Below are 22266 nucleotides of genomic sequence, written 5' to 3' on the forward strand. Positions count from 1 at the left end.
CTGAACCACCAAGAGAACCTCGCACCACGCCGGCCCAACAAGAAACTCCGCAAACTCACCACATGAGACACGCTCTAAGCCTGGCACCGGAAGAAGATCGCCGACCCCGTCGCCTGCGGCAAGGGCAGTCACGGTGGCGCCGGAGGAGACGGCGGTTTCGGTGGTGTCATGAGCTTGTCGTAGATGCGGGTGAGGTGCTGTTCGATGGTGCGGGGGCTGAGGAACAGCCGTTCGGCGATGTCGGGGTTGGTGTGGCCGGTCTGGGCGAGGTGGGCGATCTGGGCTTCTTGGGCGGTGAGGTCACTGCTGGTCTCGGTGGCGTGGGTGCGGATGGTTTCGCCGGTGGCGTGGAGTTCGCGGGCGGCGCGTTCGGCGAAGCCGGCCATGCCCATCGTCGAGTACAGGTCGTGCGCGGTGCGCAGCTGGTTGCGGGCGTCGCCACGGCGACGTTCGCGGTGCAGCCATTCGCCGTAGAGGAGGTGCGCGCGGGCCAGGTCGGGTCGGATGCGGGTGGGGGCGAGGTAGTCGATGGCGTCGCGGTAGGCGGCCTCGGCGGCCGGGCCCTCGGCCAGCAGGGCGCGTGTGCGGGCCTCCACGCCGAGCGCCCAGTCGGTGCCGGTGGCCCGCAGCAGCGGCGAGAGCCAGGCCCAGATGTCGGTGGCGAGCTCCCGCGCCCCGGCTCGGGCGGCCGCCTCAATCACCTCGGCCGCGCCCCACTGGGACACGAACCGCTGGCCCGGGTAGTCGTAGTCCATGAGCTGCCGGCCTGCCCTCAGGGCGTCCTCGTAGCGGCCGAGCCCGTTGTAGAGCACCACGCTCGCCCACGCGGCCGCAGTCAGCGCGACGCCCTCGCCCCGCTCGACCGCGCCCGTGACGGCTGACTCGCTCAGGGTGTGGAACTCGGCCTCCCGCCCCTGCCAGGCCCTGAGCAGCAGGCCACCGTAAGGGGCGATCTGTGTCCCTGTCGCCTCTGCGACCGCCTCGCATTCCTTGAGTAACGGCTCGGCCTCGGTCAGCTCGCCGGCAAACACGCGTCCGCACATGTGCGATTGCAGGGCGAGCGGGAGCCCGGCGAGCGTGCCGGTATCGCGGGCGATCTGGACGTGCCGGCCAGCGATCACGTCGAACGTCTCGTCGTCCCACAGGTTTTGGGCGGCGAAAAGGGCCAGCCATGTCCAGCGAAGCACCTCCTCAGGGGCGAGATCTGGGCTGCGGAACGCGGCCAGCGCCCGCTGCAACGGCACCACTGAGGCCGCGTATCCCTCCACAAGCTGCACGGCGAGGCCGTCGAGCAGCCGGTCAAGCGGGTGTGGCGGCTCCGGCGCCGGAGGCGCGCCGTGCGCAGCCTTCGCCGCCTCCCGAATTCCCTCGCCGCTGCCGGCAAAAACTGCCGCTTCCAGTGCATCGAGGTAGGTTTCGCGGGCCAGTCTCACATCGAGCGGCGCGAGCCGGGCGGCCGCTCTCAGCAGCAGCGGCGGAGCGTCGCGGCCGTGACTGAGTGCCAACGTGTTCTGGGCGCGCAGCAGTTCGCACCGGGCGCTGCGGAATTCGTCGGGCGGGCCCGCCTCGGCGATGGCCAGCAGGTCCTTCGCGGCGTCGAGCGCGCCGGCCTGGTGCTTGGCTCGTGCGGTGGCCAGGGCGCGTTCGGCGCGCAGGGCCGGGTCGAGGGTCAGTTCGGTGGCCCGTTGCAGGAATGCGGCGGCCGCGGCCACCCCGCCGCGCGCCTGCGCCCGCCCGGCCGAGCGGGCCAGCTCGGCCGCGACGTCCTCGTCCAGCCCCGCCGTCGCCAGGGCGCGGTGCCACGCCCGGCGATCCGGGTCCCGCTCCGGGTCGGCGACCGCGCCCAGCGCGGCGTGCACGCGGCGCCGATCCTGCGGGGAGGCGGCGCGGTAGAAGGCCGAGCGCACCAGCGGATGCCGGAACCGAACCCGCGGACCGAAGGTGACCAGGCCCGTTGCCTCCGCCGGTGCCGCCGCCGTGATCCCTATGCCGAGCCGCTCGGCCGCGCGCCACACCAGCACCGGCTCACCACTCTGCTCCGCCACCGCGACCAGCAGCAGCAACCGGGTCTCGCCAGGCAACGGCGCCAACCGACGCTGAAAACTCTCCTCGATCCGGCTCGGCAACCCCACGGTGCTCGGCAGCCCGAACCCACCCGCCAGCTCGGCCCGGCTCAGCCCGCGCGGGAGCTCCAACAGCGCCAACGGATTCCCCCGCGTCTCGGCCAGGACCCGGTCCCGCACCTGCGGGTCCAGCGGTCCCCGCAGCGCCGAGCTCAGCAACTCCCGCGCGTCCTCGGCGGGAAGACCACCGATCGCCAGGTCCAGAAGCCCCGCGAGCTCCCCGGTTTCCTGCGGCTCTCGCAGGGCGAAGACCATGCCCACCGATTCGGCCGACAGCCGCCGCGCCACGAACGCCAGCGCCTGCACCGACACCTGATCCAGCCACTGCACGTCGTCCACCAGACACACCAGCGGGCGCTCACGGGCGGCCTCGGCCAGCAGGCTCAGCACGGCCAACCCGACCAGGAACCGATCCGGCGGGCTCGCGCTGGTGCCCAGCCCCAGAACCGTTTCCAGCGCGACCCGCTGCGGGTCCGGCAACCACGCCAGCCGATCCAGCATCGGCGCGCACACCTGGTGCAGGCCCGCGAAGGCCAGCGCCGTCTCCGACTCGATTCCGGCCGCGCGCACCACCCGACACCCCCGGGCGACCTCGGCGACGTACTCCAGCAAGGCCGTCTTGCCCACGCCGGGCTCGCCACGCACCACCAGGACCCGGCTCTGACCCGCCCGCACGTCGTCGACCAGCCGGTCGAGCTCAACCCGCTCACTGTGTCGGTTTCGCAGCATCTCGCACCACCGCCACCAGCTCCTCCGCCACCACGCCGGCCTGAGCAGACAGACCCCAGGGCGACCTCAGTGGGCCCTTGAATATAACTCCGCCCTCGTGTCCCACAGTGTGCTTTCGTGCGTTATCCGGCTACATCTCCGCGCGCAGTCGCAGGGCTCACCACTCGCGCCAGCTCTGCTCCGCCGGGTCGGGGCGCGGGCCGCGGGGGGTGATGAACTGCAGCAGGCAGGGGGAGCAGGGGACGCCGACGTCGCCGTCGACGAGTTCGATGCTGTCGTGGGGCAGTTCGGTGCCGCAGCGGGCGGTCATCGTGTTGCCGGGGTTGGCGAGTGCGGGGGAGGGCACGTGGTGCACCTCGCGGTCGGTCTCGCCGCAGACGCGGCCGGTGGGCAGTGGTACGCCGCGGCGGAGCCGGACGGCGACGACGCCGGAGGTGCGGTGCCGACCGTGGGGTGGTGTGTCGAAGGCGGGAGCGGTCATGACGTGGGTCCTCACTCGAATGCGTGATGGGCAGGGTCAGGCCGCGCGTCCCGGTGTAACTTGGTGGGCCGCGCGGGAGTTACGTCTTGTGCGAAATGGGGCGGGGCCACACTCTGTCTCTCCAGCCACGGGGTCGACTCGCCCGCTATGAACAGACTGGACGTCGACGGCCTGATCCGATCCCGACCGTAGCCACGGGGAGCCGACGTCCCGCCCCTGGCCCACCACGCCTCGGCGCAGACCACAGCCCGATTCTTCCGCGCCGGCGCCGCCGAAGAAGCCAAGGTTGTCAACAGCTTCTTCGCGCAGCAATGGCCTCAGGAGTCCCCAGGTCACCGAGTGTGCACACGGCTCTCTGCGGTCGCGTCAGCCGACTCATAGTGAGTCGATCTGTCCATCAGGGCCCGGGGCTTTCAAGGCTGCAGCACGACGGTATGCAAATTCTGAGCCGATTTCGTCCTCATTGTTCAACGCCCTTGCACATGATAGATCGCTCTGACTTCCAGCAATGCACAACTCCGATTGAAGGGCGACTGTGCCGTAGTATGGACCATTGTCGCCAGGGTTATCACACTTTGGAGGAATTCCGGGCGGACAGTCCCGCCGGTCGGGATGGTGAAAACCGGCACAGTGCGTCATTTCATGCACCAGGGTCTGCGCTTGCTCGCGTGCTATCAAACTGAAGAAGTTTCCGCGGTTTAATTCAACCGCGCTTGCGCCAGGAAACGGCACGGACGCATTGGCGCCAGCAGGCGCACCGAGGGTATGGTTGATCGACCTTCGAAACGCTTCATCAATTCTTACCTTATCAGTGGCGCCCAACGTATTACAGACCTGCAGGCGCGCATAAGCGACCCCCCATCGCTCCAGTACCGTTACTCTTTCTCCATCGGTGAATCCACCCTCAAAGGTGTAATTCGAGTACATGCCGAGAATATTGGCAAAGATGTCCTGCCACGTGACTACACCTACGCTGAACAGGTTAATCCCGACAATCACGCCCGCATCATGGTCGGCCTGTTCAAATGTTGGAAACCCGGCGCTGAATCCATTTGCGATAGCGTAGTCGTTCGCCCCCCTCATCATTGCAGGAATGTCCATCACATCTTGGGCACCAATGATTGAAATCGGAACATCGCGCCATTGCGTCGTCTCCGGTCGCAGAATAAGAACTCCAAGAACTACTCCCGAACCGTGATCAGTCTGCTCGAATGTAGGAATTGCGCCTACAAATCCGTTAGCGTAAGACCATTGATTAATTGCACGACATACGGCTGAAACATTCTCTATGGCGTAAACCCCACTATCGAAGCCCGCCAGCGAGTCGCGATACACATCGCGCCACTCCGCCGAGTTATTTGTAATTAGAAACGTACCATACACGACACCGAACCCGTAGTCGGCTTCGTGAAAATTCGAGAACCCGCCGATGACGCCATGGGCGTTAGCCTACCGTCCAGCGTTTCGGAACCTCGCCCGTTCCCAGCTCGAGTAGGAGGACCTGCGGCTGCCCATCCACGGTGCGGCCGGAGTCGACGGCGAACTGCCGCCCGAGCCAGTCGTAGCCGAACGGGCAGACGCGAGTCGCATACTCGGAGAACGCCTCCGCGATCAGCGTCAACGCCTGCGTGCCAGACGTGTGGTCGTGGACCCGGTACAGTCCGCCTCCGAAGGTCGCTCCGGCGAACTCCGAAGCGAAGTCGAGGTAGCCCTCGACGCCGACGAGCCGTTCGTGCTGCCACGTCGAGCCAGCCGGAACCGCGTCCCGGAGCGGGGCGTACTCGGCGCGGAAACGTTGGAACATCCGAAGTCCTCTCAACAGATCATCACTGATATCACGCATGTGCCTGGCTTGAGGCCTCGGAGCTGCCACATGATCTGCGACCCGAGACTCCGGTTTACCGACAGGTCCAGCGGATTCATGTTCACGACGTTAATCCATCACTCGAGCGAAGGTGATCCAGGCGGAACGCGGACGGCCCGCCGGGTGTCCGGCGGGCCGTCGCGTCGTGCTGCTGTCGAGGTGTTGGTGCTGACTCGTCAGTTGGTGTCGGGGCCGGGGAGGTAGGCGCCGGGCACCTGGTTGGGTGGGTAGATCTTCGTGTCGCCCGGGTAGGGCGTCTTCCATTGGTGGGCCTGGTACCAGGTGTAGCGGTTCATCTGCTCGGGGTTCGAGTAGTCCGGGATCGCGCCGTTGCCGGTGGTGTGCTGGCCGGCGAGCCAGGTCTGCCACGCGGCGGCGGTGGCCTGCATGTCCGCCGGTACCGCGACTTTCTGCGCCTCGGCCTTGTTCAGCGCGGCCGCCGCAGCGCCCGTCTGGCCCAGGGTGTCGAGACCGCACGACGGCGCGGTGGCGATGCCCTCGGTGAGCGGAACCTGGTTCCGCACCGTGGTGAACGGCGTGTAGTCGGGCTTGTTGGTGAACGCGTCGACCATCGGTGTGGCCGCCGCGAGCTTCTCGTTGAGCGGCTGCGCTCCGAGCATCTGCTCGATGGTGCGGACCATGCTGATCTGCGAGTAGTAGGTACTCACGGTCTTGCCGTGCACCGCGTACGGGCTGATGACCTGGACCGGGGCGCGGTGTCCGTCGACGTGGTCGGCACCGTCCTGGCTGTCGTCGTCGACGACGAAGATGGCCGAGTCCTTCCAGTACTGGCTGTGCGAGATCGTGTCGACGATCTGGCCGATGGCGAGGTCGCCGTCGGCCACGCCCGACTCCGAAGTGGTCGGCCCGCCGGTGTGGTCGCTGGACAGCCACACCATGTTCAAGTTGGCCGGACCGTTCTTCTCGAAGTCCTGCTTCCACAGCTGGGCGCGGTAGACGTCCGGGATCGACAGGTCGAACGGCGGGGACTGCGGGTCGGCGATCGCGTTCAACGACGGGATCGCCGAGCCGTAGGTACCCTTCAGCGCGGGCGCGGTCAGCTGGCCGGCATCGCCGCCGTTCTGGACGCTCGTGGCCGCGCAGTAGTACTGCTGCCAGCTGCCGGAGGGCCTGCCCTCCATGTACTCGAACTCGCCGTAGTTCCTGGCCGTCTTGCCGGCGGCCTCGACCCCGGTCCACAGGAAACCGGCACGCTGGTGACCGAGGACGTCCTCTTCGGTGTCGTAGCTGCGCTGGTATTCACCGGCCGAGGATTCGGTGTACTCGGGGTTGTCACCCTCCATGAGCCAGTTGTGGCCCTCGGCGGAGTTCGTCGCGGGGTCGTAGGTGTTGTCGTAGAGGCCGAACTGCGTGGCCAGCGCGTGCTGGTTCGGCGTGGTCTGCGCGCCGAACTGCGTCAGGGTCGGATCACCGTTGCCCTGTTTCATGTCGCCGAGGATCTGGTCGTAGGTGCGGTTCTCGTTGATGATCAGGAAGACGTGCTTGATCGTCGAGGGATCGCCGATCCGGGCCGGCACCGGCACGGCCGCCGCTTTGCCGCCGTTGGACTGCTGGACGTCGTTCTTGCCCCAGCCGTTCTGGGCGAACACCGTGTCGGTGTACTTGCCGGCGATGTCCTTGTCGCTCGGCATGGTGAAACGGGTCAGCGACGCGGTGGTGCTGTGCGTGTCGTGGCCGGTCACCGGGACGGTGCCCTGTCCCTTGGACGTCGTGATGCCCGGGCCCCGCGCGTCGATACCGCGAGTGTTGGTGACCACGACCTGGCCGCCGACCGTCGCCACGTCCGACGGGTAGTAGTCCGTCGGCAGCAGGCCGATGTAGCTCACCGGCTGCTTCGGTGCGCCGTCATAGCGGTAGACCGCGACGGCGTTCGCCCGGCCGAGGGTCACCAGCAGGTGCCCGTCGGCGGTCAGCGCCATGCCGGTGGGCTCGTAGCCGACATCGGACGACGGCCACGGCTTGGTGTCGATCGTCTGCACGACCTGGTTCTTGGTGGCGTCGACGACCGAGAGGGTGTCGCTGCTGGTGTTGGCGACGAACAGCGCGTTGTTCTTGACGTACATCGCGGTGGGGTGCAGCCCGACCGCGATCGATCCGACCGCCGCTCCCGGGGTCGCGGTGTTGATGACGCTGACGGTGCCGGTCGTCGAGGCGCCGGTGGATCCGTTGGCGGGCACCTGGGTGCCGTACGAGTCCATCGTCGTGTCGCCGGCCTGGGCCTGGCGGCCACCCTCGTTGCTCACATAGAGCGTGTTGCCGACGAAGGCGAGCTCGCGGGGCGCGATGCCGACGTTCCAGGTCCGCTCGACCGCGCCGGTGGCGGGGTTGAGCGCCGCGACCGTGTTCTGCCCGTTGAACGCGGCGTACAGGGTCGAGCCGTCAGGCGAGTACTTGAGCTGGCCGACGAGTGCGGAGTTGGCCACCGTACTGCGGTCGTTACCCGAAAGGTGGGTGCCCGACGTCGGGATCGGGAAGCGGGTCGGCGTGCCGAAGGTGCCGTCGGCGTTCACCGGGAATCGGGTGATGGCGTCCTGCTCGGGCAGCCAGAGGAACTTGCCATCCGGCGAGTAGGTCGGCCCCTCTTGCCCGACGGTGCCGTCGGACAGCTTCTGGTTGACCCCGGACGCGGTGCCCACCGTCCAGATCAGCTTGTAGCTCTTCAGGTCGAAGACCTGCAGAGCCACCGACTTGTCGGTGCTGGTCGCCGCGAGGAACCGCCCATCGGGGCTGACCGTCGAGCCCATGAACTTGCCGAACTGGGTCATCAACCGGGCGCCGATCGGGTTGATGAGCTGGTCGTCGGCGACCTGCAGCCCGTTGCGGTACTGCGTACCGACCTGGTTGTCGCCCAGTGGCACTGTGGTGGCTGCGGCCACTCCCGTGCCGATCGTGAGAACACCGGCCAGACCGGCCACCACGATGCGGAACCGTTGGCCGTTCCGGCGCGAGAGCCCCAACCGGACTCCCGAGCCTTGCCTGCGTTGTCTCGTAACTTGCATACCTATCCCTTTCTACCGGGGCCGGCAGATCGTCCGGAGCGCCGAAATGGCACATTCCGAACTCCCACAGAGGGTCGGGCGCACCACCCGTTGTGACACAGACCGCGGAAGCTGCAGATCACCTGAACTTCGCGACCGGGGCCTCCAGGTCGCTGCGATCGGCCACGCAGCGCGAACAGCACCCGTCCCGGCGTCGTCTGACCGGTCTCGTCCGGCGCGACCAGATCAGGTACTTGGCATTCCTCGACATCGAGGTTCAGCCTGGCACCGGCGACGACCTCGTCGAAACGATTGTTGATCTCCGCGCATTACGAGCGGATTTATGCATTTGGACCCTCTAATGTGATCAGCGGCTTGAAGAAACCTAACTTCACTCCATGCATGGACAGGGCGTACCCGGTGAACCTTGGGTAACGTACGAATGACATCGAATGAACCAATTTCGCGTGTTCATCGGACTGCTGGCAGAAATTGATCACGATGCTGCTCGCGTGGCTCGAATGGTAAGAAAAACAATCGAAATTGCCAAAGAATTTGTAAAGTCCTGATCAGGTGATCATAATCAGTCAGGGTTCGTAGGCGGGTCTAGTGTCCGAAATGGTGCGATAATCCGGTTATCGGTGACGCGGCAGGACAGCGTCCGTCTACGACTTTTTCGGCCAGCTAACAATTTGCCCATACCTTACCTGTTTAACTTCTAGATTACCTGTTTAACTCATCGCTTTGCTGTTTCGGCGATTGGTCGCCGGTGGCTTCAGGCCCGCCGGACAGCGATCGCGAAACTGACCTCCTTGACCACCTGCAACGTGTTCGGCTTGCCATCGCCACAGCAGGCCATGCTGGCCGGAATGAAGGCGTTCAAGGTGTCGTGCGGCGCGATGCTGGCCGTGCTGCTGCTGACGGCCGGCTTCACCGCGTCGCCTGCCTCGGCTCCGTCGCCGACCGCAAGTCGACCGCAGGGCTGACCTCTCCCGCTGTTGCCCAGCAGCAGTCCGCACCAGGCTGGGAAACACCCACCCCGCCCCCGCCTACGCGATCGAAGACTTCGCCGACCACGGTGGAGTACCCGCTGATCGATGAGCTAGGCCGCGCTGGAACTTCACGTTCCACCATCGACGCCATCGGAACGAGACGCTCCGCGACCGACTGCTGACCGCACGACAAACGCCTTCGGCAAGTGCCTGGAGCCGGAGCGGTGGTCACGGCGGGGTAATATTTCGCCACGGGTCGCTCGAAGGTGGCTCAAGGGACCGGCTTGGTGGCGAGCGACCAGGTGGTGGTCGTCTACCACCCACTATCCATCCGCTTGGACGGTCGGGTACGCGCCGCACGGACGGACGCGGGATAACGCCCAGTGGCGGACAAAGGGGGAGCCGATGAATCCGGCTGCTCCGGTGACAAGCAGACGCATGTCAGCCTTCCTGTTCGGTCCTGGTGATCGGGGCGGCGGTGTCGACGCCGCTGGGGGCGCAGCCGCGTCCTTCGGCCTCTGCGTAGATCAGCAAGCTCAACACGGGCGCGGCGTTCGTGGCAGGCGGTGTCGACAGGTCGGGCGCTACTGCCGCGACGGCGTTGTGGCGCAGCATGGTGGCGGCGTGGTGAGCGCGCTGCCACCGCAGGAGCTTCCGGTCCCCCTGCGGGTTCGCAGCGCGACTGTGGGACGTCATGCAACCAGCATGGCCGACGCCAGTTGACCATCACCACCTACCTGCCGCCATCGTCGCGTCCGATGCTGAGGTCGCGCGCACGCGGGTGTGACGTCAGGCGTCAGTTGGCATCCTCCAGATCGCAGGTGGCTCGTGACCACGCAGAGACAGGGAACCGGCGACACAGGTCTGCAGGGCTTGGGGGGTCAGGGGCTGTGCGGGGCGACCAGGCCGGACTCGTAAGCGAGCACCACGAGCTGCGCGCGGTCACGGGCATGCAGCTTGACCATGGCTCGGTTGACGTGCGTCTTCGCAGTCAGCGGGCTGATCACCATTCGCGCGGCGATCTCGTCGTTGGACAGGCCCGCTGCGACCAGGGCGACTGCCTCGCGCTCGCGGTTGGTCAGGTCTGCCAGCCCCGCTCCGGTGGTGGGCGGCTGGGTGACGTACCGATCGATCAGCTTGCGGGTGATCGACGGCGCAAGCAGCGCGTCACCCCGCGCGGCGACGCGCACGGCGTGCAGGAAGTCTTCCGGCCGGATGTCCTTGACCAGGAACCCGGCCGCACCGGCGCGCAGCGCTTCGAAGACGTATTCGTCCAGGCCGTAGTTGGTCAGGATGACGACGTGCACCGCTGCCAGCGCCGGGTCCGCAGCGATGCGACGGGTCGCTTCGATGCCGTTGACGTCCGGCATCTGGACGTCGACCAGCGCGATATCAGGCAGGTGTTCCTTGGCGAGTGCCACGGCCTCGCGGCCGTCAGCTGCCTCAGCGACCACCTCGATATCGTCCTCGACCTCGAGGAGCGCGCGGAACCCGCTGCGGATGAGTGGTTGGTCGTCGGCCAGCAGGACGCGGATCATGCCGAGTGGTCCACGGGGAGTTCCGCCTGAACGCTAAAGCCGCCTTCGATCCGGGGCTCCGCCCTGAGGTGGCCGCCGAGGGCCGTGACGCGTTCGCGCATCCCGAGCAGGCCGACGCCCGGCACCGGCGCGGTGTCCACAGTGGCCTGACCGTCGTCGTCAACCCTGATGACCAGTGCCCCGGGCCGGTAGTCGATCCGAACCGACGCGGTGGCCGCGGCGGCGTGCCGGGCGACGTTGGTCAGCGACTCCTGGACGATCCGGTAGGCGGTCCGGCCCACCGCGGCCGGCACGTCGTCGCAGTGGCCCTCGATCGTCAGCTGCGCGTCCAGGCCGGCGGTCCGGGCCCGGTGCACCAGTTCGGCGACGTCGTCGAGTCCGTGAGGTGGGTTCGTGGCATCGTCGCGCAGCGCCTCCAGGGTCGCGCGCAGCTCCCGGGCCGCGTCACGGCCGGCGTCCCGGATCGCCAGCAGCGCGTCCGGCACCTCTTCGCCCCGCTTGCGGGCTAGGTGGACGGCGACTTCGGCCTGGATCTTGATGACGGAGATCTGGTGGGTGAGCGAATCGTGCAGCTCCCGCGCGATGTGCAACCGCTCCTCGTCGGCGCGCCGCCGCGCGGTCTCCTCCCGGGTGCGCTCGGCCTCGTTGGCCCGGCACTCCGCCTGACGCAGCGCCTCGCCCGCCGCCCCAGCGGCGATCAGCCAAGCCAACTGCAGGACGTCGCGCGACTGCGTGAACGCCTCGCCCACCGGCCAACCGTGGGGAGAAGCCAGGATCGCGAGCGGAACCGCGGCCAGCATGAGCACCGAAGCCACCACCGCGGCGACGCGATGTCCCGCCCGCACCGCGGTGTACACGGCGAACAGGTAGGCGACAACGGGCACTGCGAAACCGACGACCTGGTATCCCACCGCGCACACCGCAGTCACCGCCAGCACGGCGACCGGGGCCCGGCGTCGCGCGGCTAGTGCCAGCCCGCCGGCCACCAGCAGCACATAGCCCAGCGGGTCGTGACTTGTCGCGGTGGGCTGCTCGGAGAGCCCGGCGACCAGCAGGCTCGCCGCCACACCGGCGGCTATCACCCCGTCGACGATCCATCCCCTGCGCATGCGTGAACCCTAGCCGGATGTTCGCGCGTGCGACTCCCACAAACAGACGGTCAAGGGCCTACCGCGTCCGCAGTACCGTCGCCGGCTTGTGCGGCGTCCGCAGCAGGCGGCTACTGCACCGGCGGCAGCGTGAATTGTCCGCGTTCGCACGACGACCGGCGGTGGGTCCAGCGGACATGATCAGGTGGCGTCCAGTCCCAGGCAGAGAAGGAGCACCTCATGCCCGCCCGCTACGTAGTCGCCGCAGCAGCCGCTCTGCTCGGCATTGTCTTCGCTGCCACACCGGCAGCCGCGCAGGTCTCGCTCCAGTCGGCCGACGTGGGCGCGTACACCCTGACCGCCGCGCGTCTGTGGGCCACCGCGGCCGCGCTGCTCGGGCTAGTCGGAGCGGTCATCGGCGGGCGGGCCCTGGCTCGCTCTCTCCGTCGTATCGGCAGCGGCGGGAAGAGAGCAGCCATCGTGTCCCTGGCGTCAGGACTGACCGCCGTGGTCGTCGGCGCGCTGAACCTGGCCGTCGCCGACGGCGGCCCCGGCACTGGCAACGGCGTGATTGGTGGCGCCGCCGCCCTGGTGCTGGGGCTGCTCGCAATAGTCCTCGGCGGACTGGTGGCGGCTCGTTCCCGCCACACCGCCTGAGAGCCATACATCACTGCATTGATGTACCGCCGCGGCAGTCGACGACCGACAGGTCCAATTCACCGCCGTTCGTGCGGTTGGCCGGCGACCCGCGGCGCTGGCTGCGCATGCGCGAAACTCGCACACAGCGACCGCCGGGTACGGGAGTTGGTCGACGCCATCGGCCAGCCGCAGAACCCCAGTGCCCTACCACCGGTGGCAGCTGTGCACGGCTGAGCTGGTCACCGCCCGGTGGAGCAGCTTCGACGCGCGCGACACCTCCCTGCCACCTCCTGAGATCGCTTCCGGTACGCGACCGTGTCCGACGGCCGCGAGGTGGATATCTACGCCGACGGCGCGTCCAGCGATGGCGTGATGCTCTACCAGTTTCAGCTGGGGCCACGTGCTCGACTTGCTGCCCGACGTTGCGCGGGTGGGGGATACCCGTCACGATTGCGCGACCACGCTGGCGAGGCCTCGTCATCACCGCGCACCGGCGGTGCGCCGCGGCCGGACGCGATCCGCTCTCCCATCCGGCTCACCGCGGAATCAGGCGTCGTCTTACCGGACATGCACGGAGGAACGCGTGCTGCTGGAAATCTTGCACGTGCCCGACTGCCCGAACGTTGCGCTGCTGGAGCAGTGCCTGACCGAAGTTCTGGCTGGCCACGCCGTGCCGACCGAGTGGCCCTATCGGGTGGTCGAGGACGTGGAAATGGCACGTGCTGTCGGGATGACCGGGTCGCCGACCGTGCTGATCGACGGAGTCGACCCCTTCGCTGAACCAGGGCTGGAGCCGAGCGTGTCGTGCCGGGTTGTACCGCGGCGACGACGGCCGGATGCAGGGTGCGCCCTCGGCCGCCGCGTTGCGTCGGGCACTGCGCGCCTAACGCCGGTCGGGTCCGTCAATGCGCTGCCCGGCGCCGTGGACGCGAACAGCTGAGTGGTGGAGTAGATCGCGCAGTCAGCCGGCAATTCGCTGATCTTGACGACGGATTCCCGGTTGCCAGGTGCGGTAGGAAAGATCCATGGAGCAGGTGGAGGTTTGGCGGGGCGACCATGGTGACCCGGTGCCACTGGTCGGACCACTGCCCGGGGTCCGCGACGGTGACACGCTGGCCTACGAATTCCAGCTGCCGCAGCAGTTTGAGCCGTGGCCGGGGCGCACCCGACTGGAGCGCGTGTTCGTCCTCCTGGATCTCGAAGTGGGCATGGCCCAGCCCTGCTGGCAGCGGGTGCGGGACACCCACGGCCGCACCACCGTGGGGGTCGACGGTGACCTGCCCGCACCGGCCACCTGGTACGTCGATCTCCTGCACGTGACGATCGAGCCCGGCGGATCGTGCTGCGCGACCTGTACCTGGACGTCATGGTGCCCGCCGACGGACGCCACCAGAGGCTGCTCGACCTCGACGAGTTCGCCGACGCGATCGACGCCGGCCAGCTCGACCTGGCCACCGCGGTGGACGGAATGCGGCGCTGGCAACGGTTCCAGGATCTGCACCTGCACACCCACCGCTTCCCCCGCGCCGAATGGAGCTACTTCCCGCCCCGCAGGCTGGCCGGACTCGCCGCGCTGCCGATGCCGCTCGGATCGATCGTCGAGGTCACCGGCTGAGTCCAGAGGATGTCCCGTTACCCCTCGTGTGGGCCGAGGTGTGCATTGCGGCCGCTCGACGCGGCACGTCAAGTCGCGAGCCGCCCGGGCCGCAAGGCTTGGTGCTCACGGGTGTGCCCGCTATGGAGGGCGCCGGGTGGTTCGCTCCGATGGTCGTGGGCCATCCGGCTGTTGACATCGGGAAAGTTCGTGTCCGTGATCTGATGCTGACACGGGGTGTTCACGCTGGTGGTTCTTCTCCTGGTCGCGGCCGATGAAGTGCGATGTCCACAGCCCCGGCGACTCGGCCCGGGGACTGCCTTCGGAGGTTCCCCATGCGCGTAGCCGTGCGCTCGGTCACCGCAATTCCTCGCCGCTGTCGCTCTCGCCGGTGGTGGCGTGATCGTGACCGGTGGTGTCGCCGTGGCCGCGACCTGTTCCACGGCCCGTCTGCCGCTGCCTTATTCGAGCTGCACTCCGGGTACGTACAACCCGGACGTCACCCAGTCCAACATCCACAGCACGATCTGCGTGTCCGGCTGGACCGCCACCGTCCGCCCGCCCACGTCGTACACCAACCCTCTGAAGGTGCAGGGCATCGCCGACTACGAGGAAGACCACATGGTGCCACTCGAGCTCGGCGGCGCGCCCCGGGATCCGAAGAACCTGTGGCCCGAGCCCTACTCCGGCACCCAGGCCGCGCACACCAAGGACGGCACCGAAACCAAGTCATCTGGCCCTGGCGGCGTGAATAGCTCCGATGTCGCAGGTCAAGTCGTCGCGGACGCGTCCGCGACGTTCACGGGTAGTTCGTCAGACAAAGATCGACTCGAAACGAAGTTGAAGGTCTTGGTCTGTTCGGGACAGGTCCTTCTGGCGACCGCCCAGCAAGCGATCACGACGGACTGGGTTGCTGCGTATCACAAGTATGTAGGTTCGTGACCAGACTGCTAGCTAGATGCGCCCCCAGCGCCCGCTCCCGTGGGAGCGGGCGTGTCCATTTGGTTTTGTCCGCCGAGATGCGACCGCGTTTCTCCGTGACAACCGATCGCACCCGGTTCGGTGGGGAGGCTTGTGTTCGTGAGGCCTGATCGCGCTCGATCCCCGGCTCGTGCGGCGGGCGCGCTCCACCTTTCCTCGCTCCTTTCCGCCTTTGGCTGCCACGAAGGAGCCAGTCCCGGTTGCCAACTGTTGCGGGATCACCGCGTTGCCGGCCGGTGGACCACCAACGGCAGGTGATTCATCGGGAGAACGTGTTCCAGATCTGCCGTGTGGACCGATCATGGGTAAGGGCAACCGAGTGTCCGGAAATGCCCATGTGCGCGTTCCATCGTCTGCCAGGATGCCGTTCATTGGGGACAGGTTCCGGCCTTCCTTGATCGGTGGACGTCAGCTGCATGATCGCCTTGATCGCGGCGAACAGGTCGAGCATCAGCCGTTGCAGGTCAAGGAGGTTCAGGTGCTGCCGAGTGTGAGTACCTCGTCGGCGGCTTGGGCGATCAGGATGTTCAGGTCGAGGCTGGGGTCGTCGGCCCAGGACCGGCTGGCGCGGTCGAAGGCTGCCATCCCGACCTGCGCTGCAAGTCGTGCTGTCGGTCGTGTGATCCCGCGCGCTGTGAGGGCGTCGGCGAGGGCGTCGGCGAGGCTGGCGGTCTTGGCGTAGGCGCGTTCCCGTAGGGCGGGGGTCACGGCGATCACCTCCGCTCGCTGCTGTGCCACCGCGCGGTTGGCGAGGACGAGCGGGACCGCGGCGGTGAACGCGCGAACCATGACGGGCAGCGGTGCCAGGTCGTCCGGCGCTGCGGCGACGGCGTCGACGAGGATCGCGCGCAACTCCGCTTCACCGTCGAAGAGCACCTCGCGCTTGTCGGCGAAGTGGCGAAAGTAGGTTCGCTCGGTCACCCCGGCCCGCGCGGCGATCTGCGCGGTGGTCGTCTCGTCGTAGCCGCGTTCGCGGTACAGCTCCAGAGCCGCCGCCCGTAGCCGGGCGCGTGCCTGCGATCCATCTCTCGGCATGCCCTGCATTCTACGTAATGTCAGTGACTGCCGCTATCCTGTAGTGTCAGTGACTGCCACTACAGGCGTTCGGAGGAGAACCGATGAGTCCCGTTCCCGCTACCGCAATCCGCTTCCATGAATACGGCGAACCGGCCGACGTCCTGCGCGAGGAGCGTGTCGAGATCGCCGACCCCGGCGCCGGCCGCGTCCGTGTGCGGGTGACCGCGGCCGGGCTCAACCCTGCCGACTGGGAGCTCTGCCGCGGATTCATGCCGGGCAACTTGCCGCGCGGCATCGGCTACGACGTCGCCGGAGTGGTCGACGCCGTGGGTGAGCACGTCGACGACACCGCGATCGGCGAGCTCGTCTTCGGGACGGCGGACTTCCTCACGCAGCCCAGCGCGGGCGCCGCCGACGTCGCGATCCTCGACAGCTGGTATCGCGTGCCCGAGGGCCTCGAACCCGTCGCGGCTGCCGTCTTGCCGATGGCCGCGCAAACCGCCACCTGGACCCTCGATGCGATGGACGTCGCGCCCGGGGCCACACTGCTGGTCAACGGCGCCGGCGCGACGGTCGGGTTCGCCGCCGCCCAGATCGCCCTTCGCCGGGGCGTCCGGGTCATCGCCACCGCCGGCCCCACCTACGCGGCGAAGCTCACCGCCCTGGGTGCTCAGGTCACGTCGTACGGCGCGGGGATGGCCGATCGGGTGCGCGAACTGGCCGGTGGCCCGGTCGACTTCGTATTCGACGCTCCGCCGCCGAATGCGGGATCCATCCCCGAACTCATCGCCATCACCGGGAACCCGCACCGCGTCATGACGATCAGCAACCACGACGAGGCGAGGCGACTCGGTGCGCGGGTCAACCTCGACCACGCCACCGATCCAGTACCAGCCGACACGTTCCTGCCCGACTACGCCGCGCTCGCAGCCGACGGCGCGTTCACTATCCCGATCGCACGCACCTACCCACTTGGTGAGTGGCGGTCCGCTGTCGAACTCAGCATGTCCGGCCACCCCCGCGGCAAGCTCGTCCTGCTCCCCGAACAAAACGCCCTCTAAGGCCGCATACCGGCCGTTCGAGAACGCAGCGTTCGCCAGTCATCAGCGCGATAATCTGTTCCACTTCCGCGTTGCTGTCGGTCGCTCCACGACTGGCAATGTGGTGGCCCTGCAACGAGGAAACGACAGGTGGAGCGCCCGGTGCGAAGCGGATGACGAATGATCTGAAGAGGCGTCAAGTAGCGGCCAGACTTGATCACGAGTAATGCATAGTGCGGTCAAAACTCGGCGACATTGATCATGACAGGCGATCAACATGTGCGTTCAGAATCCACGAACAAGTGCGATCGAAACTCGCGGACATAAGCATCCATTGTTAGCCCACCATGGAGGGAGTCATCGCGCTGGTCGATAGTCGGGCTCGCCCTGCAGGTCACAGGCAGCGGCTGAGGCCCACCGCCCTCGAGCCACTCCCTCACGTGTGAGCCGCTGCTGCCCGCCGGGGCTGGGACGCCCCGGCGGGCTGTAGGTTCTCGCCGAGCGTGACATCTCGCGGGTCGCGACCTTGTCGGTCGGGGGAGTACGTAAGGTCGTGGCGTGCGATCTCATCGACGTTTCGAGAACCCTGCTGCGCTGGCGCACGATGTGGTCGTCGAAAAGTTGGAGCGAGCGCTCGGGAACCGGGTATTTGAGCCCGAGGCGGCGAGTGTGCTGGTCGGAACCGCGTTGAACGACGACGAGCAGTCGTTCGTCGAGCGCTGGTGCGTTGAGGTCGGGACGCGGGCCGTGTCGGGCAGCCCTTTGCTCGGGTTGGCCGGCCTGTGCTTGGGACATGCCGCTCGGCGTTTCGGTTGTCTCAGCGATGAGGCCGTGGCGCTGGCAGCGTCGTTGGCGGCGCGTGCTGAGGCGGACCCGACAGACGTGGACGGGCGGGCAATCGACGGCTTTGATGACGTCCGGGACTTCCTGCACCTTTGGTGACTCGGGCTCCGCGGCGTCTCCGAGGTCGACTTCCTGGCGGCCGTCGATCGGGTGGAGGGCCGACGCCATCATCCGGGTTCGCATACGACATCCGTGCGACATCGCTCGTACGACTACGTCATCAGCCGCGAGACCCTACACGGGCAGCAGTCCCTGAGAACGGTCACCGAAAGTCGTGGGACGTCGCGGCGAGACTCTTCAGGTCCAGCGGGGTGACCTGGTCGGCGACGAGCGACACGGTGCCCTGCCCGACCCTGCGCGATGCAGCGCACGAGCAGCGCCGGGCTGGACAGCCACAGCTGCCGGTGCCGGCGCCAGACCGTTGATCGGACTACGGGGTGGCCTCGGTGGGGATCAGCCGAGTTCGCCGTGCGGGCGGGCGGCGTCCACGAGCCAGACCGCGCCCGGGATGCGGACTCCGGTCGAGGTTTCGTAGGCGGCGAGCCCGGTCCGCAGTTCGTCGCGGATGCTGTCGACAGCGAGTTGGTCTTTTCCTCGGAGATTGAACCGCACCGGTCCCTGGCTGAGGATGAAGTCGGCCGCATCGCTGGCGTCGTGGCCGTAGTCCATGAGTGCCTCGACCGGTCTGATGTTCGCGTCAGTGAACCCTGCCTGGTCGAGTACTGCGCGAATGCGGGCTGGGTCGACCAGGGAGCCCATCCCGCGTGCGGCTGGCGACGGGCTGTGCAGGTGCGGATTCAGCGCGGAGGTGGCGCGCGCGTAGGCACTGTCGGGGCGACCTGCCTGCGGCCCCATGAAGACGAGTCGGCCGCGTGGCCGTAACGCGCGGCGGATGTTGGCGAAGGCGGCGACGGGGTCACTGAAGAACATCACCCCGCCGCGGCTGATCGCGAGGTCGAAGGCACGCTCGGGAAATCCCTGGACCTGGGCGTCGCCCTGCTCGAATTCGACGTTGGCAATTCCCTCTCGCGCGGCGTCGGCCTGAGCGCGGTCGAGCATCGGCGCCGAGAGGTCTACGCCGGTCACGTGTCCGTGGGACGCCCGGCGTGCTGCCTGCAGAGTCACCTGGCCAGTGCCGCAGCCGATGTCGAGGACGCGGTCGTCCTCCCCGATGGCGGCGGTTTGAAAGAACTCGTCGGTGAACGCGGCGACGATCGCGTTGTAGCGGGCTGGGTTCTGGGCCCAGTGGACGCCCTCCCAGCCATTCCACGCGTCGGCGTGCCCGGTGTTGGCGATGTTCTGCATGGAATCCTCCACCGCTAGACCACTCACTAGAGTCTCCATCTAGTGATTTCTACTAGAGTTAAGCTCTAGTCATGAGCGAGGTCAAGGACGGGGGAACGCGAGCCCGCAAGGCTCGGGAGACGCGCATGCGCATGCTGGACGCCGCACGGGATCTGTTCCTCGAGCGCGGCTACGGCGCGACGGCGCTCCAGGAGGTCGCCGACCGGGCCGGGGTCGCGGTGCAGACGATCTACTTCACCTTCGGCACGAAGCGTGTATTGCTCAAGGAGCTGGCCGACGTCGCGATCGCCGGCGACCAGGAGCCCGTCGCGACGATGGACCGTCCGTGGTTCCGCGACGCCCTCGCGGAGGAGACCGCCGCCGATCAGCTGCGCCTGCATGTCCGGGGCACGCGCGGAATCCTGGACCGGGTGGCCCCGATCCTCGAAATGCTGCGCGCCGCCGCGCTCGCCGACCCCCAGATCGCCGCGCTGTGGGGCGGCGAGGCCGACCCCAGGTTCACCGTCCACGCTGCCGCTGCCCGATCGCTGGTGACCAAACCGGGGATCCGCGCCGGTTCGGATGCGGGGTACGTGGCCGATGTTCTCTTCGGGCTGCTCAGCCCCGAGCTGTACTTGGTGTTGGTCCGCGATCGCGGCTGGTCACCAGAGAGCTGGGAGCGCTGGGCTTTCGACACTCTCAGCGGCCAGTTGTGCGCACCGCTGAAGCCAGACTCTTCAGGTCGAGCGGGGTGACCTGGTCAGCGACCAGGGACGCGGTGCCCTGGCCGACCTGGGCGATGCCGCGCACGAGCAGCGCCGGGCTGCTCAGCCACAGCTGCCGGTGCCGGCGCCAAACCGTTGACCGGATTAGGGCCGTCGTGCCGGGCTTCGGTACGTGGTTGGGGTTGAGCCTCCGGCGGTCGTATCCTGCGAACGTTGCAGGGATGAGCCAGGGGTTTCTGTTGCCGCGCGCCATGCGACTACAGCGGCAGGACGCGGGGGAGGGCGGCGGTGGGTAACCACGGGCTACGCCCTAAGGGGCAACTCATGGTGATTGCGGCCGGACGGGCGTGCCGTACACCGTGGTCTGGATTCGACGTGAGGACACGTGTTTGCCGAAGAAGTCGGGCCGGCGGGGGCAGGTGGCGAAGTCAGTGAACGCGCAGGGCAGGTTTGGTGGTGTCGAGAACGTTCTTTTCGCAGCAACAAGAACGATTTCAAGGCAGCGTTGTCACCACCGGCACCGGCCCGGCCCATCGATCGTCCTCGCCGGCGGGATGCCCGGTGATGTCGGTCAGCAATTGCACGTTCGGGGCGCCGGCGGTGAAGTCCAGCGGATCAGGTCGTCGCGCAACGGCGGACGCTTTGCGAGAAGGTCCTTCTTCGTGGCGTGCTGAGAGAAGATCTGCTGCATCGAGCAAATCCGCCGCATTGAGGACACGCTCTGGGTCGGGTTTTCGTTTTCGCGCAAGGGGCCGGTAGCTCACGGTTGTTGATCCGTGAGGTTGAGCGTGGACCAGAACAGGACGGCGACGACGAGCAGGAACGCATCTGCGAGGCCGGAGGTGCCTGCGACGAGCACGACCGCGAGCACCAGGGGGATGAGCACGGCTTCGCGACGCGAAATCGCCAACTGGCCTGATGGAGTCTGCTGGGGGGACACGGGATCTCCTGTGGGCGGGCGGCTGCTGCGGATGGGTGTGGCGGGGGCCACTGCGGCGGCTGGGCTTGGGCATGGTTCGCTGGGTCTGCAGCAGAGGGATCGGCGGCGACGCGGGCTGGTGGTGTCGATGGATCGTTCGTGAGCGAGGACAGGGCCTTGGACGGTGGCGGCCGTCGGCTCAGACCTTCGTGCGGCAGGTCATTCCGGCGTCCGGGAGCACCAAGCCAGACGACGCACGTCCGTCGGGCGGCGCAGGGAGCCACGCGAACGCCACGCGCTTAACCGGTTTCGGCACCCGAGGACGGCGCAGGATGCGCAGCCACCCATAGCGGCCGTCCAGACGGTGCCCGGGTGCTCACTCGCGAGGGCATTCGAGCAACAGCCCTGTTCGTGCTCCTTCGTTGCCGCGAAGCCACTGAACAGGCTCGTGGCGACGCTGTTCATGCACTGCCACAGCCGCATCGGGAACGGCTGGGTAGCGGCGGTCATACGATGCGGCAGCCCGCGCGGTACCAGGCGTGCCGGCTTTCGGACGACGTAGAAGGCGTCCGCCGGTTTGTCTCGCCGCACGCCTTGCAAGTCTGCGCACAGGCACCGCCGAAGCCCCAGGATCGATCTCAGAGTGCGCCTCGCTGTCGACGTCGGCGCACCACGCGCGCGAGACCTCGGCGGGGCGTCCCGACACACTCCTTGGCGGCCGTCACTGGGCGCCGTCGAGGAGCGTGCGCTTATGTGCGAGGTGGACCCGTTCGCGCGGTCGTGCGAGCCGAGCTTGCGGAGAGTGTTGGTGATGTGCGCCTTGGTCGTCTCGGTGGATACGCACAGGGCGCGTGCGATCGCAGAATCGGACAGGCCGTCGGCGACGAGCTTCAACACCTCGCGTTCCCGCGCGCCCAGCTGCTCAGCAACCTCGTCCTGCGGCGCCGCTCTGAGCGGGGCCACACGGTAATGCTGAATACGGTAAAGCCTGTCCGGCTCGGTCGCCTGGGCGACGCGGTCGAGCTTCGCGCGCACGGTCTCACGCGCGGAGGCGGTCACGAGCAGCACAGCGATGTAGTCGTGCCGCCGCGCGGTCGGCAGTGACGAGGATTTCGTTTCAGGCTCTGCAGTCATGGGGATCTCCTGATCTCGGTGGCTTCGCGGCAGTGGGTGGCGGCCCACAGGTCGAGCTGCTCGCGCTCGGGCAGCCGACGCGGTCATGGTCGGCATTTCAGCAGCAAGCGAACGCAGTGGGCGAGGCGGCGCCACTGCGCGCGTTACGGAATCACCTCGGCGTCGCCGGGCCAGACTCGGAGCACCCGATCGGCACGGTCGGCGAGCTCGTCGGTTGCCTGGTGCGCGGCGGGCCAGCCGGGCGGGCCACACAGGGTGTCCACTTGAGGTCGCACA

The 22266-nt window shown here is 67.6% G+C and carries 21 protein-coding genes; 8 read left to right on the top strand and 13 right to left on the bottom strand.

The annotated features are described in order from the left end of the window. Nucleotides 1–128: 128 nt before the first annotated feature. The 5 genes from K1T34_RS41980 to K1T34_RS42000 form a co-directional block, all read right to left on the bottom strand. Nucleotides 129–2852 carry an AAA family ATPase gene (locus K1T34_RS41980; protein WP_220240213.1) on the bottom strand — a complete coding sequence of 908 codons (2724 nt, stop codon included), beginning with the start codon at nucleotides 2850–2852 and terminating at the stop codon, nucleotides 129–131. Between the two features lie 157 nt (nucleotides 2853–3009). After that, nucleotides 3010–3333, bottom strand: a complete 324-nt coding sequence (locus K1T34_RS41985; RefSeq protein WP_220240214.1) for a hypothetical protein — start codon at nucleotides 3331–3333, stop codon at nucleotides 3010–3012. A 375-nt stretch (nucleotides 3334–3708) separates the two neighbouring features. After that, nucleotides 3709–4668: a hypothetical protein gene (locus tag K1T34_RS41990; RefSeq protein WP_220240215.1), complete on the bottom strand. Its 960-nt coding sequence runs from the start codon at nucleotides 4666–4668 to the stop codon at nucleotides 3709–3711. A 109-nt stretch (nucleotides 4669–4777) separates the two neighbouring features. Beyond that, entirely contained in the window at nucleotides 4778–5137 is a 360-nt protein-coding gene (locus K1T34_RS41995; protein ID WP_220240216.1) for a hypothetical protein, read from the bottom strand. Between the two features lie 236 nt (nucleotides 5138–5373). Continuing rightward, nucleotides 5374–8175 carry an alkaline phosphatase family protein gene (locus tag K1T34_RS42000; RefSeq protein ID WP_370643513.1) on the bottom strand — a complete coding sequence of 934 codons (2802 nt, stop codon included), beginning with the start codon at nucleotides 8173–8175 and terminating at the stop codon, nucleotides 5374–5376. Between the two features lie 833 nt (nucleotides 8176–9008). Here K1T34_RS42000 and K1T34_RS42005 point away from each other — a divergent pair. Then, nucleotides 9009–9182 (top strand): hypothetical protein, encoded by a 174-nt coding sequence (locus K1T34_RS42005; RefSeq protein ID WP_220240218.1) that lies wholly within the window; start codon nucleotides 9009–9011, stop codon nucleotides 9180–9182. Between the two features lie 447 nt (nucleotides 9183–9629). Here the strand turns inward: K1T34_RS42005 and K1T34_RS42010 are convergent, their stop codons facing one another. From K1T34_RS42010 to K1T34_RS42020, 3 genes are all read right to left on the bottom strand, one after another. Further along, on the bottom strand, nucleotides 9630–9884 hold the full coding sequence (locus K1T34_RS42010) for a hypothetical protein (RefSeq protein WP_220240219.1): 255 nt from the start codon (nucleotides 9882–9884) through the stop codon (nucleotides 9630–9632). 185 nt (nucleotides 9885–10069) lie between these two features. Next, nucleotides 10070–10726 (bottom strand): response regulator transcription factor, encoded by a 657-nt coding sequence (locus tag K1T34_RS42015; RefSeq protein WP_220240220.1) that lies wholly within the window; start codon nucleotides 10724–10726, stop codon nucleotides 10070–10072. Next, nucleotides 10723–11835 (bottom strand): sensor histidine kinase, encoded by a 1113-nt coding sequence (locus K1T34_RS42020; protein WP_220240221.1) that lies wholly within the window; start codon nucleotides 11833–11835, stop codon nucleotides 10723–10725. Before K1T34_RS42020 ends, K1T34_RS42015 begins: the two co-directional genes overlap by 4 nt. Nucleotides 11836–12054: 219 nt before the next feature. On the opposite strand from K1T34_RS42020, the gene K1T34_RS42025 reads away from it, so the two are divergent. The 4 genes from K1T34_RS42025 (at nucleotide 12055) to K1T34_RS54010 (ending at nucleotide 14989) form a co-directional block, all read left to right on the top strand. Continuing rightward, nucleotides 12055–12471: a DUF6223 family protein gene (locus K1T34_RS42025; protein WP_220240222.1), complete on the top strand. Its 417-nt coding sequence runs from the start codon at nucleotides 12055–12057 to the stop codon at nucleotides 12469–12471. Between the two features lie 565 nt (nucleotides 12472–13036). After that, nucleotides 13037–13393 carry a hypothetical protein gene (locus K1T34_RS42030; RefSeq protein ID WP_220240223.1) on the top strand — a complete coding sequence of 119 codons (357 nt, stop codon included), beginning with the start codon at nucleotides 13037–13039 and terminating at the stop codon, nucleotides 13391–13393. Between the two features lie 399 nt (nucleotides 13394–13792). After that, nucleotides 13793–14068 carry a DUF402 domain-containing protein gene (locus K1T34_RS42035; protein WP_220240224.1) on the top strand — a complete coding sequence of 92 codons (276 nt, stop codon included), beginning with the start codon at nucleotides 13793–13795 and terminating at the stop codon, nucleotides 14066–14068. Between the two features lie 378 nt (nucleotides 14069–14446). Next, the gene (locus K1T34_RS54010; protein WP_255637963.1) at nucleotides 14447–14989 is read left to right on the top strand and encodes a hypothetical protein; all 543 of its coding nucleotides are present in this window, start codon (nucleotides 14447–14449) and stop codon (nucleotides 14987–14989) included. A 513-nt stretch (nucleotides 14990–15502) separates the two neighbouring features. Here the strand turns inward: K1T34_RS54010 and K1T34_RS42045 are convergent. After that, the gene (locus K1T34_RS42045; protein ID WP_220240225.1) at nucleotides 15503–16063 is read right to left on the bottom strand and encodes a TetR/AcrR family transcriptional regulator; all 561 of its coding nucleotides are present in this window, start codon (nucleotides 16061–16063) and stop codon (nucleotides 15503–15505) included. A gap of 83 nt (nucleotides 16064–16146) precedes the next feature. Between K1T34_RS42045 and K1T34_RS42050 the strand changes: the two genes are divergently transcribed. Together K1T34_RS42050 and K1T34_RS42055 are read left to right on the top strand one after the other, a co-directional pair. Further along, a complete protein-coding gene (locus tag K1T34_RS42050; protein WP_220240226.1) occupies nucleotides 16147–17106 on the top strand; it encodes an NADP-dependent oxidoreductase in 960 nt (319 codons plus the stop codon). Nucleotides 17107–17643: 537 nt separating this feature from the next. Beyond that, complete coding sequence (locus tag K1T34_RS42055) at nucleotides 17644–18027, top strand: hypothetical protein (protein WP_220240227.1); 384 nt, start codon at nucleotides 17644–17646, stop codon at nucleotides 18025–18027. Between the two features lie 354 nt (nucleotides 18028–18381). Here K1T34_RS42055 and K1T34_RS42060 read toward each other — a convergent pair whose 3' ends face one another. Then, nucleotides 18382–19233, bottom strand: a complete 852-nt coding sequence (locus K1T34_RS42060) for a class I SAM-dependent methyltransferase (protein ID WP_220240228.1) — start codon at nucleotides 19231–19233, stop codon at nucleotides 18382–18384. A gap of 71 nt (nucleotides 19234–19304) precedes the next feature. On the opposite strand from K1T34_RS42060, the gene K1T34_RS42065 reads away from it, so the two are divergent. Continuing rightward, the gene (locus tag K1T34_RS42065) at nucleotides 19305–19967 is read left to right on the top strand and encodes a TetR/AcrR family transcriptional regulator (protein ID WP_220240229.1); all 663 of its coding nucleotides are present in this window, start codon (nucleotides 19305–19307) and stop codon (nucleotides 19965–19967) included. Nucleotides 19968–20431: 464 nt separating this feature from the next. Here the strand turns inward: K1T34_RS42065 and K1T34_RS42070 are convergent, their stop codons facing one another. From K1T34_RS42070 to K1T34_RS42080, 3 genes are all read right to left on the bottom strand, one after another. Next, complete coding sequence (locus K1T34_RS42070; protein ID WP_220240230.1) at nucleotides 20432–20701, bottom strand: hypothetical protein; 270 nt, start codon at nucleotides 20699–20701, stop codon at nucleotides 20432–20434. Next, entirely contained in the window at nucleotides 20698–20877 is a 180-nt protein-coding gene (locus K1T34_RS42075; RefSeq protein WP_220240231.1) for a hypothetical protein, read from the bottom strand. Before K1T34_RS42075 ends, K1T34_RS42070 begins: the two co-directional genes overlap by 4 nt. 198 nt (nucleotides 20878–21075) lie before the next feature. Next, nucleotides 21076–21990: a LuxR C-terminal-related transcriptional regulator gene (locus tag K1T34_RS42080; protein WP_220240232.1), complete on the bottom strand. Its 915-nt coding sequence runs from the start codon at nucleotides 21988–21990 to the stop codon at nucleotides 21076–21078. Nucleotides 21991–22266 lie beyond the last annotated feature (276 nt).

The sequence above is a fragment of the Amycolatopsis sp. DSM 110486 genome (assembly GCF_019468465.1).
In the GTDB taxonomy this organism is placed as follows: domain Bacteria; phylum Actinomycetota; class Actinomycetes; order Mycobacteriales; family Pseudonocardiaceae; genus Amycolatopsis.